General features: G+C 70.8%; 11 protein-coding genes. 3 read left to right on the top strand and 8 right to left on the bottom strand.

The window, feature by feature from the left end; genetic code table 11:
- The gene (locus NRF20_RS41140) at nt 1–2,424 is read left to right on the top strand and encodes a polysaccharide lyase 8 family protein (protein WP_413754211.1); all 2,424 of its coding nucleotides are present in this window, start codon (nt 1–3) and stop codon (nt 2,422–2,424) included.
- Between the two features lie 4 nt (nt 2,425–2,428).
- Nucleotides 2,429–3,403, top strand: coding sequence for an acetylxylan esterase (locus NRF20_RS41135; RefSeq protein ID WP_398629418.1), 975 nt, complete (start codon nt 2,429–2,431; stop codon nt 3,401–3,403).
- A gap of 10 nt (nt 3,404–3,413) precedes the next feature.
- Here the strand turns inward: NRF20_RS41135 and NRF20_RS41130 are convergent, their stop codons facing one another.
- From NRF20_RS41130 to NRF20_RS41105, 6 genes are all read right to left on the bottom strand, one after another.
- The gene (locus NRF20_RS41130) at nt 3,414–4,958 is read right to left on the bottom strand and encodes a phytoene desaturase family protein (RefSeq protein ID WP_413754210.1); all 1,545 of its coding nucleotides are present in this window, start codon (nt 4,956–4,958) and stop codon (nt 3,414–3,416) included.
- A 22-nt stretch (nt 4,959–4,980) separates the two neighbouring features.
- Entirely contained in the window at nt 4,981–7,254 is a 2,274-nt protein-coding gene (locus NRF20_RS41125; RefSeq protein ID WP_413754209.1) for a tetratricopeptide repeat protein, read from the bottom strand.
- A gap of 27 nt (nt 7,255–7,281) precedes the next feature.
- Nucleotides 7,282–8,169 (bottom strand): oxygenase MpaB family protein, encoded by an 888-nt coding sequence (locus NRF20_RS41120; protein ID WP_413754670.1) that lies wholly within the window; start codon nt 8,167–8,169, stop codon nt 7,282–7,284.
- Between the two features lie 231 nt (nt 8,170–8,400).
- The gene (locus NRF20_RS41115) at nt 8,401–9,579 is read right to left on the bottom strand and encodes an acyl-CoA dehydrogenase family protein (protein WP_266364727.1); all 1,179 of its coding nucleotides are present in this window, start codon (nt 9,577–9,579) and stop codon (nt 8,401–8,403) included.
- A gap of 101 nt (nt 9,580–9,680) precedes the next feature.
- Nucleotides 9,681–10,838, bottom strand: a complete 1,158-nt coding sequence (locus tag NRF20_RS41110) for a methyltransferase (RefSeq protein ID WP_398629421.1) — start codon at nt 10,836–10,838, stop codon at nt 9,681–9,683.
- 69 nt (nt 10,839–10,907) lie between these two features.
- Entirely contained in the window at nt 10,908–11,108 is a 201-nt protein-coding gene (locus NRF20_RS41105; RefSeq protein ID WP_398629422.1) for a hypothetical protein, read from the bottom strand.
- Between the two features lie 250 nt (nt 11,109–11,358).
- On the opposite strand from NRF20_RS41105, the gene NRF20_RS41100 reads away from it, so the two are divergent.
- Nucleotides 11,359–12,183, top strand: coding sequence for an endonuclease I family protein (locus NRF20_RS41100; protein ID WP_398629423.1), 825 nt, complete (start codon nt 11,359–11,361; stop codon nt 12,181–12,183).
- A gap of 31 nt (nt 12,184–12,214) precedes the next feature.
- Here NRF20_RS41100 and glsA read toward each other — a convergent pair whose 3' ends face one another.
- Together glsA and NRF20_RS41090 are read right to left on the bottom strand one after the other, a co-directional pair.
- Nucleotides 12,215–13,567: a glutaminase A gene (glsA, locus tag NRF20_RS41095; RefSeq protein ID WP_398629424.1), complete on the bottom strand. Its 1,353-nt coding sequence runs from the start codon at nt 13,565–13,567 to the stop codon at nt 12,215–12,217.
- A 12-nt stretch (nt 13,568–13,579) separates the two neighbouring features.
- A complete protein-coding gene (locus NRF20_RS41090; RefSeq protein ID WP_398629425.1) occupies nt 13,580–14,146 on the bottom strand; it encodes a hypothetical protein in 567 nt (188 codons plus the stop codon).
- Nucleotides 14,147–14,167 lie beyond the last annotated feature (21 nt).

Raw genomic sequence — 14,167 nt, 5'->3', positions numbered from 1 at the left:
ATGAACCCAGGCACCACTCCGGGCGCCACCCGGCGCACCGTTCTCGCCGGGGCGGCGGCGCTCGGCGCAGCCGCCGCCCTGCCGATCACACTCACCGCGGCCACCGCGCACGCGGCGGCCAGGAACGCCGTCGTCGATGACGCCGCCTCCCTGCGCACCCGCTGGCACACCCTGCTCACCGGCGGCCCGGGTCTCGACCTGACGGACCCGCAGATCGCCGCGGCCGTGGCCAGGATCGGCAAGGCCGCCACCACCTCGGCGAAGGGCCTCGACCCGACCCGTACCGACGGGCTGTTCCCCGATCTGACCAGCACCACTCTCTCCAACCACGTCACGACATCGTTCAAGCGGCTCGCCACGGTCGCGACCGCGTGGGCCGTGCCCGGCACCCCTCAGTACGGTGACACCGCGCTGCGCGATCTGCTGCTGGCGGGCATCGACTGGATGCTGACCAACCGGTACGGCCCCGGCCACACCCGGTTCGACAACGACTGGGACTGGGAGATCGGCTCCGCGCTCGCCCTCAACGACGCGTCCGTGCTGCTGTACGGCGCGCTCGGGACGGAGCGTCTGGGCCGGATCAACACCGCTGTCCGGCACTACACGCCCGACCCGAACCTCTGGCGGGCCGACCGGCAGATCGCGACCGGCGCCAACCGGGTGTGGATCTCCACCGTCGTCGCCGTCAACGCCGTGCTCAGCGACAGCGGCGACGATCTGGCCCGGGTCCGTGACGCTCTTTCGGACGTCGAGGGTTCGGGTGCCAACAGTGTCCTCGCCTTCAACGACGAGGGCGCGGCGGCGGAGGGTACCGGCGAGGGCTTCTACTCCGACGGTTCGTTCCTCCAGCACTACAAGCACCCGTACAACGGGGGGTACGGCAAGGAGCTGCTGAACAACCTCTCCCGGCTGCTGAACCTGCTCGCGGGTACGGCGTGGACGGTCACCGACCCCGATCTCGACAACGTCCGCAGCTGGATCGACGACGGCTTCGACCCGCTGCTGGCGCGCGGCGATGTGATGGCATCGGTGTGCGGGCGCGAGATAGCCCGCCCCAGCAAGCAGGGCCATGTCTCGGCGCAGACGGTCATCGAGGCGGTGGTGCGACTGATCCCGAGCTTCCCCGGCGAGACGGCCGACCGGTTCACCGCCCTGGTCAAGCAGTGGATCGCCGAGGACACCTACCGGGACTTCCTGGCCGTCACCGACCTCGCCTCGCTCGTCGCCGCCCGGCAGGTCATCGCTTCCCCGGTCCCTGCGCGTGGTCCGCTCGTCGCGCACAAGCAGCACCCGCGGATGGACAAGGCGGCCCACCACCGGCCCTCCTTCGCGGTGGGAATCTCCGCGTACTCGTCCCGGATCTACAACTACGAGTCGATCCAGAACGAGAATCTGCACGCCTGGCACCTGTCCGACGGCATGGTCCTGCTCTACACCGACGACCTCGGGCACTACAGCGAGGACTACTGGCCGACCGTCGACCCGACCCGGCTGCCCGGCACCACCGTCGTCGCCGGCCGGCCCGCGGACGCGGCGGGACAGCGCACCACCAGTACGGCTGACTGGGCGGGCGGCACCGCACTGCCCGGGACGACACTCGGTGCATACGGCATGGAGCTGCGCGCGTACGGAAGTTCGCTGCACGGGCTGAAGAGCTGGTTCTGCCTGGACGATGTGATCGCCTGTGTCGGCTCGGGCATCACCTCCGACGCGGGCACGGCCGAGACGGTCGTGGAGAACCGGAAGCTCCGCGACCCGAAGGCGGCCCTGCTCGTCAACGGCACGGCCGCGCCCACGGCCGCCGGCTGGTCGGCAGAGCTCGACCAGGTGCGGTGGCTGCATGTCGCCGGGACCGGCGGCTACATCTTCCCCGAGCCCGCCACGCTCCACGGCCTGCGTGAGGACCGCACCGCGACCTGGCGCGAGATCAACCTCAAGTACGGCACGGACACCCCGGTCACCCGCCCGTATCTGACGCTGTGGCAGGACCACGGCACCGCACCGAGCGGGGCGGGCTACTTCTGGCTGCAGGCCCCGGCGGCCTCCGCCGAGCGTACGAAGCAGTGGTCGTCCGCGCCTCCGGTGAAGCTGATCGCCCGCTCCACCGCCGTGCATGCGGTACGCCGCTGCGCGGACGGACTGGTCGCCGCGAACTTCTGGACCGCGGGCACCGCGCAGAACCTGGCATCGGACGGTCCCGCCTCGGTGCTCGTACGACCGGACGGAAAGACGGTGAAGGTGTCACTGTCCGACCCGACGCAGCTGCGGTCCTCGGTGGTCCTGGACCTGGCGCAGCGCGGTCTGGCCGTCGTCTGTGCCGATCCGGGTGTCAGCGCCGTCCCCACCGGCAACGGCATCCGGATCACCGCCGAGACCGCTGAACGCCACGGTGCAACCCTCAACCTCACCCTGAAGAGGAGCTAGACCCTTGCTGTTCGACATGGATCTGGACCGGCTGCGCGACTACCGGCCGGAACCGGAGGAGCCGGCCGACTTCGACGCCTTCTGGGAGAAGACGCTCACCGAGACGGTCCGCCACCCCCTGGACGCCGAGTTCGTCCCGTACGACGCCGGGTTCGCGACCGTCGATGTACTCGATGTGACGTTCCGCGGCTGGGGCGGGCAGCCCGTGAAGGCATGGCTGATGCTGCCGAAGGCACGCTCGGGTCCGCTGCCCGCCGTGGTGCAGTACATCGGCTACAACGGCGGCCGGGGCATTCCGTACTCCTGGCTGACCTGGAGCGCACTCGGCTACGCGCATCTGGTCATGGACAACCGGGGCCAGGGCGGCGGCGGCAAGAACACCGCGGACACCCCTGACATCGGCCCCGACGGGCACGGCTCGTCCTCGCCCGGCTTCCTGACCCGCGGCATCGAGGACCCGTACCGCCACTACTACCGGCGGCTGATCACGGACGCGGTGCGGGCGGTGGACGCGGCGAAGGCCCATGAGGCGGTGGACTCGTCCCGGGTCGCGGTGCTCGGGGGCAGCCAGGGCGGTGGGCTCGCCCTGGCCGTCGCCGGGCTGCGGGACGACATCGTGGCGGCCGTCGCCGATGTGCCGTTCCTCTGCCACTACCGGCGAGCCTCGCAGATCACGGACGCCGGACCGTACGCGGAGATCGCCCGCTGGCTGTCCGGGCACCGCTTCCGGATCGACGAGGCGATGGAGACCCTGTCCTACTTCGACGGGGTCAACTTCGCGGCACGGGCGAACGCCCCGGCGTGGTTCTCGGTCGGTCTGATGGACAGGATCTGCCCGTCGTCCACGGTGTTCGCCGCGTATCACCGCTATGCGGGTCCGGCCGAGATCGAGGTGTTCACGTACAACGGGCACGAGGGCGGCGCGGAGTACGACCTGCCGCGCAAGCTCGGCGCGCTGCGCGGCGTCTTCGGTCGATAGCCCAGCCCGGTCACCGGCCCAGCGCCGCCATCGCGGCGTTGTGGCCGGGAACCCCGCTGACCCCACCGCCGCGTACGGCGCCCGCCCCGCACAGCAGCACATTGGCGTGCGCCGTCTCCACACCCCACCGGCCGGTGGATTCGGTGGCGTACGGGAAGGCGAGGTCCCGGTGGAAGATGTGGCCGCCGGGCAGCCGCAGATCCTGTTCGAGGTCGAGCGGTGTCCTGGCCTCGATGCACAGCTCGCCGTTCTCGTCGCGTGCCAGGCAGTCGGTGATCGGCTCGTCCAGGTGCGCGTCGAGTTCGGCGAGCGTGGCCGTCAGCAGCTCGGTGCGCGTCGCCGCGTTGTCGGCGGCGAAGAGCCGGGCGGGCGTGTGCAGTCCGAAGAGGGTGAGGGTCTGGTAGCCGCGGGCGGCGAGGTCGGGGCCGAGGATCGACGGGTCGGTCAGCGAGTGGCAGTAGATCTCGGACGGCGGGGCGGCGGGCAGCCGGCCCGCCGCCGCGTCCCGGTAGGCGTCGGCGAGCTGCCCGTACCCCTCGGCGATGTGGAACGTGCCGGCGAAGGCCTCGCGCGGGTCGACCGAGCGGTCACGCAGTCGGGGCAGCCGGGTGAGCAGCATGTTCACCTTCAGCTGCGCGCCCTCCGCCGGGGTGGGCGGCTCGTCCCCGAGGAGGACTGCGAGCGCCTGCGGCGAGGCGTTGACGAGGACCTTGCGGGCCGTGACGACGTGTTCCGCCTCGGGAGAGCGGACGGTGATCTCGGCCCGTGTTCCGTCGGTCTCGATACGGGTCGCCTCGTGCCGTACGCGGATCTGAGCGCCGGCCTCGCGGGCGGCACGGGCGAGGGCGTCGGTGAGCGCGCCCATGCCGCCGACCGGGACGTCCCAGTCGCCGGTACCGCCGCCGATGACGTGGTAGAGGAAGCAGCGGTTCTGGAGCAGGGACGGATCGTGCGCATCGGCGAAGGTGCCGATCAGGGCATCGGTGAGAACGACTCCGCGTACGAGGTCGTCATGGAAGTTCTTCTCGACGGCGACACCGATGGGCTCCTCGAAGAGTGTCCGCCAGGCCGTCGTGTCACCGATCCGCTCACACAGCGCGTCCCGCGTCGGCAGAGGTTCGGTGAGTGTCGGAAAGGCCCGCTCGGCGACGCGTCGCGTCATGCCGTAGAAGCGCTGCCACGCCTCGTACTCCCGGTCCGAGCCGGTGAGTGCGGCGAAGGATTCCCGGGTGCGGTCCCCGCCGACGAGCAGCCCGGTGGCGCGGCCGCCGCGCACGGTCGGGGTGTACGAGGAGACGGTCCGCTTGCGTACGGCGAAGTCCAGGCCGAGATCGCGGACGATCTTCTGCGGCAGCAGGGACACGAGGTACGAGTAGCGCGACAGCCGGGCGTCGACCCCGTCGAAGGGGCGGGCCGAAACGGCCGCTCCGCCGGTGGTGGCGAGGCGTTCCAGGACCAGGACGGACTGCCCGGCGCGGGCGAGGTAGGCGGCGGCGACCAGACCGTTGTGGCCGCCGCCCACGATCACTGCGTCATAGCTGTCGGGTGCGGGCATGACCCTTCGTAGCACGGGACGATCACCCCTGACCAGAGGCTGTGGCGTCCGGTCGGTGCGACGGCGCTCCCCGCCCGCGGCGCAGCGCCGCGACCCTGCGGTACAGCTCCACGGCCTCCGGTCCCCGGCCGAGCTGCTCCAGGCAGTGTGCCTCGTCGTTGCGGGCGGCGAGGGTGTCGGGGTGGTCGGCGCCCAGGACCCGTTCGCGGGCCGCGGCGACCTGGCGGTAGACGGCGAGGGCGTCGGCCCAGCGGCCGAGCCAGCCGAGGCCGACGGCGACCTCGCGGCGGCTGACGAGGGTATCGGGGTGGTCGGGGCCCAGGACCCGTTCGCGGACCGCGCACACGTCGCGCGCCTCGGCGAGCGCTTCCTCCCAGCGGGCGAGGCGGCCCAGATTGACGCACAGGCCGTGGCGGGCACGGAGGGTCTCGGGGTCGGCGGGACCGCCCACTCCGGTCCGGTCGTCGACGAGGGCGCGGTAGAGCTCCAGGGCCTCCGCGCTGCGCCCCAGGCGGCCGAGGCTGATGCCGACCTCGTAGCGGGCGGAGAGCGTGTCGGGATGGTCGGCGCCGAGCGACCTCGACCGGGCCTGGGCGACTTCGCGGTAGGTCTGCAGGGCCTCCGTCCAGCGTCCCAGCCGGCCGAGCGTGTACGCCACTTCGTAGAGCGTGACCAGGGTGTCGGGGTGGTCGGCACCGAGCAGGCGGGAACGGGCCGACGCCACGTCCCTGGCCATCCGGTACGAGTCCTCCAGGCGTCCGAGCCTGCTGAGGTTGAAGGCGAGGTTGTGGCGGCAGCGCAGGGTGTCGGGGTGGTCGGGGCCCATCGACCGTTCCCTGGAGGCGAGGACCGTCGCGTACACCTGATGGGCCTCGAAGTGCCGGCCGAGCTGGCCCAGGACGTACGCCATCTCCTGGCGGGCCGCGAGGGTCTCCGGGTGGTCGGGTCCCAGGGTGCGTTCGCGCCCCTGGGCGACGCGGCCGAACTCCCGCAGGGCGTCCGACGCGCGCCCGGTGCGGCTGAGGGTGAAGCCGACCTCGTACCGGCTGGAGAGGGTGTCGGGGTGGTCGCGGCCGAGGGCGTGCTCGCGTTCGGCGGCGACCGCACGGTGCACTTCGCCGGCCTCCTCCCAGTGGCCGAGCCTGCCGAGGTTGAGGCCCGCGCTGTGCCGGTTGGCGAGGATGGAGAGCAGTTCCGGCGATGGGGTCGGCCGCTCGGCCCTGACCTGTGGCAGTTCTCCGGTGAGGTATCGCATGTCGGTGCCGGTGGTCCACTCGCCGGTGAGGTCCGCCAAGTGGTCGGGCGGCGCGAGCCCGAGGGCGCCGGACGCCTTGTGTCCGGTGGTCATGCCGCGGGTCCAGGCCGGCAGCTCCTGCCCGGGCCGCACGACGGGAACGGGCGGCGCGAGCCGTACCTGTCCCGAAGGCTGGAGCTGCGGCTGCTCGCCGGTGCGGCCGACCGCGATCCGCTGGCGCAGGTCGCCCGCGTCGACGGGCCGCTCCTCCGGGGTCTTGGCCAGCAGTTCCAGGACGACGCGGTCGAAGAATCCGGGGAGTTCGGCCCGGTGGGTGCGCAGTGGCTCGGGCTGGGTGTCACGGTGTCCGACGAGCACGGCCCAGGCGTCTTCGAGGTCGAACGGCGGTGCTCCGGTGGCGATCTCGTACAGGACGCAGCCCAGTGAGTAGAGGTCGCTGCGGTGGTCGACATGGCCACCGCTGATCTGCTCGGGCGACATGTAGTGCGGGGTGCCCATGGCGATGCCCGTACCGGTGAGGCGGGAGGTGAAGCCGATGTCGTGGCCGAGCCTGGCGATGCCGAAGTCGCAGATCTTCACCGTGCCGTCGGCCAGCCGCATGATGTTGGCGGGCTTGAGGTCGCGGTGCACGATCCCCTGCTGGTGGGTGTAGCCGAGGGCGTCGGCGACCTGTTCGGCGATGTCGACGATGTCGGGCACCGGCAGCGGATGCTGCTTGTTGTCCTCCAGGAGCTGGCTGAGGTTACGGCCGTCGAGGAGTTCCATCACCAGGTACAGAACGCCCTCGTGCTCACCGAAGTCGTGGACGACGGTGACGCCGCGGTGCTGGAGCGCGGCGGCGACACGGGCCTCGCGGCGGAAGCGTTCGCGCAGGATGCGGGTGAAGGACTGGTCGTGCTGGGGCCCCATCGGCTTGAGGCATTTGACGGCCACGTGGCGGCCGAGCGACTCGTCGCGAGCGCGCCACACCTCGCCCATGCCTCCGCGCCCGATCAGATCGAGCAGTCGGTACCGGCTCTGGATCAGCCTGGTGTCCGCCATCGCCTGCTGTCGCCCCCGTCGCTTCGCCTAGCTCTGTGCCCTCCCCGGCCCGTCCAGTATGGCGGCCTGGCTGCGCAGTTTGTACGGGGTGGGGCGGCTGCCGGGACCGAGTCGGGCCATCGCGTTCAGAATGTGACCGGGCGGGAGTTGCCAGCGGAGCCGGGAGGGAATGCAGCGCAGGGCGGTTCCGGCGGTGCGCAGGCGGCGGTCGACGCTGCGCACGGGTCCCACGGGTCTGCCGTAGAGCTCATGGGCGTACGGGGGCAGTGACTGGTAGGCGAGTGCCGCGACGTGCCGCCACACCAGTGCGCGCGCCGGTACGAGCAGCGGATGAACGGGTGGACGGCGCAGGAAGTCGTCCACGTCCAACGCCTCCGGGGATGCAGCGAGTTGTGGCCGCACCCGTTCGAAGTAGGCGGCGAGCTGTGCGGTGGTGGCCGGCACGTCGGCGGGGTCGAGGCCGACGAGACGCGCGCTGTGGCGGTGCTCGTCGATGTAGCGGTCGGCCTGGGCGTCGGTGAGCGGGAAGCCGGAGCGGCGTTCGACCTGGAGGTAGGAGTCGACCTCGGCGCAGTGCACCCACAGCAGCATCTCGGGATCGTCGACGCCGTACCTCTCCCCGGTCACCGGGTCGGTGACCTCGAGGAGCCGGTGGATCCTGCGGACCCTGGCTCCCGCCTTCTCGGCCGCTTCGGTGGTGCCGTACGTGATCGTGCCGACGAAGCCGGCCGTACGCATCAGCCGCCCCCAGGCGTCCTTGCGGAAGTCGGAGTTCTGCATGACGCCGCGTACGGCGCGCGGGTGCAGCGCCTGGAGGTAGAGCGCACGCACTCCGGCGACCCACATCATCGGGTCGCCATGCATCTGCCAGGTGACGGATTCGGGCCCGAAGAGCCCCGGGTCGGCGTCCATCATGTCCGCTCGCACCTCCCGCTCGGCGGCGTACATACGTATGCCGTATGCACCCACAGGATGCGCTGTGACCGGGCTGAAGCTCCAGCCCCGTCCCGCCCGGTCACACCGTCTGCACAGCCGGCTGCCCGGGCCTGCGGCACCTGAACGACGTCCTCAACGACGTCCTCAAGGAGAAAACCGCCGTCGCCCTGACCGCCCCGGCCTGAGACCGGGACGCCGGACAAGGACCGCTCACCGCCGTACGCGCGGCATGCCCAGGCCGATCCACGAGATGATCTCCCGCTGGATCTCATTGTTGCCGCCACCGAAGGTGAAGATGACCGCGGACCGGTATCCGCGTTCGAGTTCGCCGTGCAGTACGGCGCCCGCCGACCCTTCCTTCAGCGGTCCCGCCGAGCCGACGACCTCCATCAGCCAGGCGTAGGCGTCGCGGCGTGCCTCGGAGCCGTAGACCTTGACGGCGGAGGCGTCCTGCGGGGTGAGGGTTCCGTTCTGGACCGCGGACACCATCTGCCAGTTGAGGAGTTTCATGGCGTCGAGCCTGGTGTGGGTGCGGGCCAGGAGGGCGCGGACCCAGCCGAGGTCGATGACGCGGCGGCCGTCGGTGAGCCGGGTGTCCGCCGCCCAGTGCTGGACGTTGTGGAGGGCGCGGATGGCCATGGTGCCGTGGGCGGCGAGGGTGACGCGTTCATGGTTGAGCTGGTTGGTGATGAGCCGCCAGCCCTTGTTCTCGTCGCCGACGCGGCGGGAGACGGGGACGCGGATGTTCTCGTAGTAGCTGGCGGTGGTGTCGTGCGAGGCGAGGGTGTTGATGATGGTGCAGGAATAGCCGGGGTCGCTCGTCGGGACGAGGAGCATGGTGATGCCCTTGTGGGGCGGGGCGTCCGGGTCGGTGCGGACGGCGAGCCAGACCCAGTCGGCTGTGTCGCCGTTGGTCGTCCAGATCTTCTGCCCGTTGACGACATAGTCGTCGCCGTCGCGCACGGCCCGGGTCTTGAGCGCGGCGAGGTCTGTGCCCGCGTCGGGTTCGCTGTATCCGATCGCGAAGTCGATCTCGCCGGCGAGGACCTTCGGCAGGAAGTAGTCCTTCTGTTCGTCGGTACCGAACTGCATGATCGTCGGGCCGACGGTGTTGAGGGCCATCAGCGGCAGCGGAACGCCCGCCTGGGCGGCCTCGTCGAAGAAGATGAACTGTTCCATCGGGGACAGGCCGCGTCCGCCGTACTCCGTCGGCCAGCCGACGCCGAGCCAGCCGTCGGTACCGAGGCGCCGGATCGTCTCGCGGTAGAAGTTCTTCTGGGAGGAGGGGTCGGCGTAGCGCGCGTAGGCGTTGTCGGGCACCAGTCCGGCGAAGTACGTACGCAGTTCGGCGCGCAACTGCTGCTGTTCAGGCGTGTATTCGAGGTGCACGGCCCCTCCAGGAGTCTCGCGGTCGCGTCGCCCGTGTGCGGCGGCGCACACAGTAGAACGTGTTGCAAGAATCCGGAAGGGCCAGGACGTCTCCGCGGGCGTCAGCGCTTGACGGCGCGCAGGACGACGAACTTCGGGTCGCCCGCGACCGTGGTGCAGTTGCCGAAGATCCGGCGCAGCTGGGTGTGGTAGCCGAGATGCCGGTTGCCGACGACCCACAGCTCACCCCCCTGCCGCAGTGCGGCGCGCGCCCCGTGGAACATGTTGCGGGCCGTTGCGTCGGTGGTGGCCTGGTGGGAGTGGAACGGCGGGTTGTTGAGCACCAGGTCCGCACTGGCGGGCGGCAGCTGTGCCGGCCCGTCGCCGACCATGAAGTCGGCCTTGGCGTCCGGGCCGGTGTTGGCCCGGAAGGTCTCCTCGGCGGAGGCGACCGCCTGGTACGACTCGTCGATGAAGGTGACCGTCGCTTCGGGATTGGCGAGCGCGGCGGACAGCCCGACGACGCCGTTTCCGCAGCCGAGGTCGACCACCCGGTCGGGGCCGCTGCGCGCGGGGAGATGGCCGAGGAAGAAGCGGGTGCCGATGTCGAGGCGCTCGGCGCAGAAGATCCCGGCATGGTTGGTGACCGTCCGGCCGGAGACCGGACCGACGCCCTCGGGCAGGTCGTAGCGGTACGGCCAGGGGCTCGGCGTACGGGTCAGGGCCGGGTCCGGGGTACAGAAGATGAGCCGGGCCTTCTTGACCGCGAGGGAGGTACGGGTCGGGCCGATGATCCGCTCGAAGAGTTTGAGAGTGGAGGTGTGGATCTCCTTGACCATGCCGGTGCCGATGACGACGGTGCCCGCATGGACGGCCGGCGCGAGCCGGTGGAGCTGGTCCTCCAGGAGCGCGAGGCTCTTCGGGACACGTACCAGCAGGACGTCGATACGGTCCGGCGGTGTGTCCCTGGCCGACAGGAGGCGTACGGCATCCGCGTCCACGCCGTTGCGGTCCAGATTCGCCAGGGTCGCGCGCTGCGCCAGGTAGGAGTCGGTGATCTGCACGGGGCGGTGCCCGGCGAGCACGGTGCTCAGGGCGCCCCAGCGGTCGCCCACCACGACCACAGCGCCCGACAGGTCGACCGGTTCCGACTCGTCGGTTCCCTCCAGCCGCCGCAGCAGATACTCATCGGCAGCGTCCCAGGCACGGAACGGGTCGCGCGGGTCCTCGGGGAAGCGGGCGAGGTCGTACCCGGCCCCTGACGTAGTCAAACGGTTCATTGTGCACCCAGGCTAGCCGAGCTGCGGGGAGCGCCCGCACACTCCCCGCGCCGGCCGCCGGGCCATGCACTACGGCAGCACCTTGTCGATCGCCGACCGGCCCTCCCGGGCGAGCCTTCGCTCCGCCCACTGAAGATTCTTCGGAGTCAGGTCCCGCCCGGAGGCGAGCACCAGGTCCTCTGCCGACGGATTGTCGCTTCCGCCGGTGTGCAAGAGGCTGTCGGGAGTCACTCCCCGAGCTGCGGATACGGATTCGGGCTCGTCGCTCATGCCGCCTCCTCGTCCTTTCGGTCATTCTCACCCCGTGCCCGGCCCGCCGCATCCGATGCCTCCCCGATCCGACCCCGGCGCCACGGAAAAGCGCTCACTTGACCTGCACATGATAGGTACACGGCGTTCACACCATGGTCACGGTGCGTGTGGAAGGCTCCCGCTGACCACGTACCACACGACCGCTGCGGCGCCGCCCCCACCTTGTGACGGCTTCGTGGTGCCCGCATTTTCGGAGAGGACACCCCACATGTCCCGTCGTCACCTTCGTTACCGGCGCCCCCTGCTGGCGACCCTTGCCGCGTTCGCGGTACTCGCCGGCACCGCGGCCGCCGCGCCCGCCGCCACACCCCAGGCCGCGCCGGTCGCCGCGACACCGCTCGGCGCTCTCGACGACACGTACTACCAGGACGCGCTCGGCAAGTCCGGAACCGCACTCAAGAGCGCTCTGCACACGATCATCAGCAGCCAGACCAAGATCTCCTACAGCCAGGTCTGGGACGCACTCAAGAAGACGGACGAGGACCCCGCCAACCCCTCGAACGTGATCCTCCTCTACTCCGGGCGCTCCGAGCCCAAGAGCGACAACGGCGGCTCGGTCGGCCAGTGGAACCGCGAGCACGTCTGGGCCAAGTCCCACGGCGACTTCGGCACCGCCACCGGCCCCGGCACCGACATCCACCACCTGCGCCCGGAGGATGTCACGGTCAATTCCATCCGCGGCAACAAGGACTTCGACAACGGCGGCAGCGCGGTCAGCGGCGCACCGGGCAGCTACACCGACAGCGACTCCTTCGAACCGCGCGACGCGGTCAAGGGCGATGTGGCCCGCATGATCCTCTACATGGCGGTGCGTTACGAGGGCGACGACGCCTTCCCCGACCTCGAACCCAACGACCGTGTGTCCAACGGCTCCGCACCGTACATCGGCCGCCTCTCGGCACTGAAGGCGTGGAGCCAGGAGGACCCGCCGGACAGCTTCGAGAAGCGGCGCAACGACGTCATATTCGACCAGTACCAGCACAACCGGAACCCGTTTGTCGATCACCCGGAATGGGTCGAGTCCATCTGGTAGAGGGACAGACCCGGCCGGCTCCTTCCCCGTTTCAGTCGGCCAGGCCGCTCGCGCACCAGGCCACGGCCTCCTCACGGGAGTCGAAGGGCCGAAGGGCCGTGCGTTCGTCCTGCTCCCCGGTGGCGGGGAGCAGGACGAGGTGGCCCGCCGGGTCGGCCACGGCGGTGCGCACGCCGCCTTTCACGAGCCGGCCGAGTCCGCTCCGCAGCACCGCCCGGGCCACCGAGTCGATGTCGGTCACCTGCCGCAGATCCAGCACCGCGGCCCCCGTCTCCTGCGGTCGCGCCTCGTCCAGGGCATAAAGCACACGTTCGGTCGCGGTGAAGTCGAGAGCACCCTGGGCGGCGACGACCGCGACCCGTTCACGCCGGGCGCGCTCCCACGGCCCGGCGCGGGCGGACGGCAGATCGTCGGCGGTCGTGACCAGAGTGACGGTGGATCCGGCCAATGCCGGATTGTGCATCAGATGGAGGCCGAGCCGCTCCGACAGGGCCCCGAGCGCGGCGCGCCCCCGAACGGAGGTGCCGGCCGGATCCAGCAGCGGGCTGTACGTCGCCAGTCCGAATCTGGCAGGGCCCGAGGCGATCAGTCCGCCGGACACACCGCTCTTCGCCGGCAGCCCCACCCGTAGCAGCCAGTCGCCCGAGACGTCGTACATGCCGCAGGTCGCCATCACCGCCAGCACCTGGGCCGCGACCGGCTCCGGGACCACCTCGACGCCGGTGAGCGGGTTGACGCCACCGTGCGCGAGGGTCGCGGCCATCGCGGCGAGGTCCAGCGTGGTGACCCGTACCGCGCACTGTCTGAAGTACGTCTCCATCGCCGCCACCGGGTCGACGGGCAGCGGTCCGGCGCTGCGGATCAGATAGGCGAGGGCGCGGTTCCGGTCGCCGGTGACGGACTCGGAGGCGTACACCTGCTCGTCGACATCCAGCCGCCGTCCGGCGAACCGGCTCAGGCAGTCGAGGATGCGGCCGAATCTGGGGGCGTCGGGGGTGTCCGGGATCAGCGCGGTGGTGACGATGGCGCCCGCATTGACCATGGCGTTGTCGGGCCGCCCTGTGACCGGTTCCAGACTGATGGCGTTGAAAGCCTCGCCGCTGGGCTCGGCGTTCACCCAGCGCCCCACCTCGTCGAGCCCGAGGACGGACAGGGCGAGGGCGTAGACGAAGGGTTTCGACACGGACTGCATGGTGAACGGGGCGTCGGCGTCACCTGTGCTGTAGCGGTGACCGTCCATGCTGATCAGCGCCAGTCCGAACGCATCCGGTTCGGCCAGCGCCAGTTGCGGGATGTAGTCGGCGAGTTGACCGTCCCGCAGCCCGGCGAAGCGCGTGTGCAGTTCGCGCAGGGCATCGGTGACGGCTTCGGCGGCGTTGCTCACCCGGCCCGGCCGTCAGCTGCGCTCGGCCTGGGCGATCCGGGGGAATGTCTTGACGCCGGCCGCCTTGCGGCTGTTGGCGTGCTGACTGCCGGTCCGGCCGGGCGGGACGTCCGCGAAGCCGAGCACCACGGAGTCGAGCACCTTCTCGGACGAGTCGACGAACTCCACCTTGACGGCGTAGAAGGCGGCCTTGTCCGTGCGGTTGGTGACGCGGACGAGGGCGCTGCGGAACTGCTCGGACTTCACGACCGGAAGCCCCGTCACCGAGACGTCCTTGACCGCGTTGCCCCGTCCCTTGACGCCTGCGAGCTGCTTGGCGGCCTGCTGCCGGTTGCGCTCGGCGGCGGCGGAGACCGAGGCCGCGAATTCCTGCTGGGTACGCGGACTGGCGCTCGCGGACCGGGTCATGGCCGGTTCCGGGGACACCGTACGGGTGCTCCTGGCCGTGCCCTGCGAGGAGGTATCGGAGCCGCCGCAGGCGGCGGTACCGGCGATGATCGACACGGCCAGCACGGCTGGGGTCAGGGTGCGGGCTGCGCGGCCGCCGAGGGCGTGCCGCAAGGGGCTGGTCGGGTTCACGGACGCTCCGTCTGCTCGGAA

It is taken from the genome of Streptomyces sp. R-74717 (genome assembly GCF_047305335.1).
GTDB classification, from domain to species: Bacteria; Actinomycetota; Actinomycetes; order Streptomycetales; family Streptomycetaceae; genus Streptomyces; species Streptomyces atratus.
The sequence above is the reverse complement of the archived record's forward strand: the minus strand, read 5'-3'. Positions and strand labels throughout refer to the sequence as shown.

Coding starts and splice junctions, on each gene's coding strand:
- NRF20_RS41105 (WP_398629422.1), bottom strand. CDS start 11,108: ATGAGCGACGAGCCCGAATCCGTATCCGCAGCTCGGGGAGTGACTCCC.
- NRF20_RS41125 (WP_413754209.1), bottom strand. CDS start 7,254: ATGGCGGACACCAGGCTGATCCAGAGCCGGTACCGACTGCTCGATCTG.
- NRF20_RS41130 (WP_413754210.1), bottom strand. CDS start 4,958: ATGCCCGCACCCGACAGCTATGACGCAGTGATCGTGGGCGGCGGCCAC.
- NRF20_RS41140 (WP_413754211.1), top strand. CDS start 1: ATGAACCCAGGCACCACTCCGGGCGCCACCCGGCGCACCGTTCTCGCC.
- NRF20_RS41100 (WP_398629423.1), top strand. CDS start 11,359: ATGTCCCGTCGTCACCTTCGTTACCGGCGCCCCCTGCTGGCGACCCTT.
- NRF20_RS41120 (WP_413754670.1), bottom strand. CDS start 8,169: ATGATGGACGCCGACCCGGGGCTCTTCGGGCCCGAATCCGTCACCTGG.
- NRF20_RS41110 (WP_398629421.1), bottom strand. CDS start 10,838: ATGAACCGTTTGACTACGTCAGGGGCCGGGTACGACCTCGCCCGCTTC.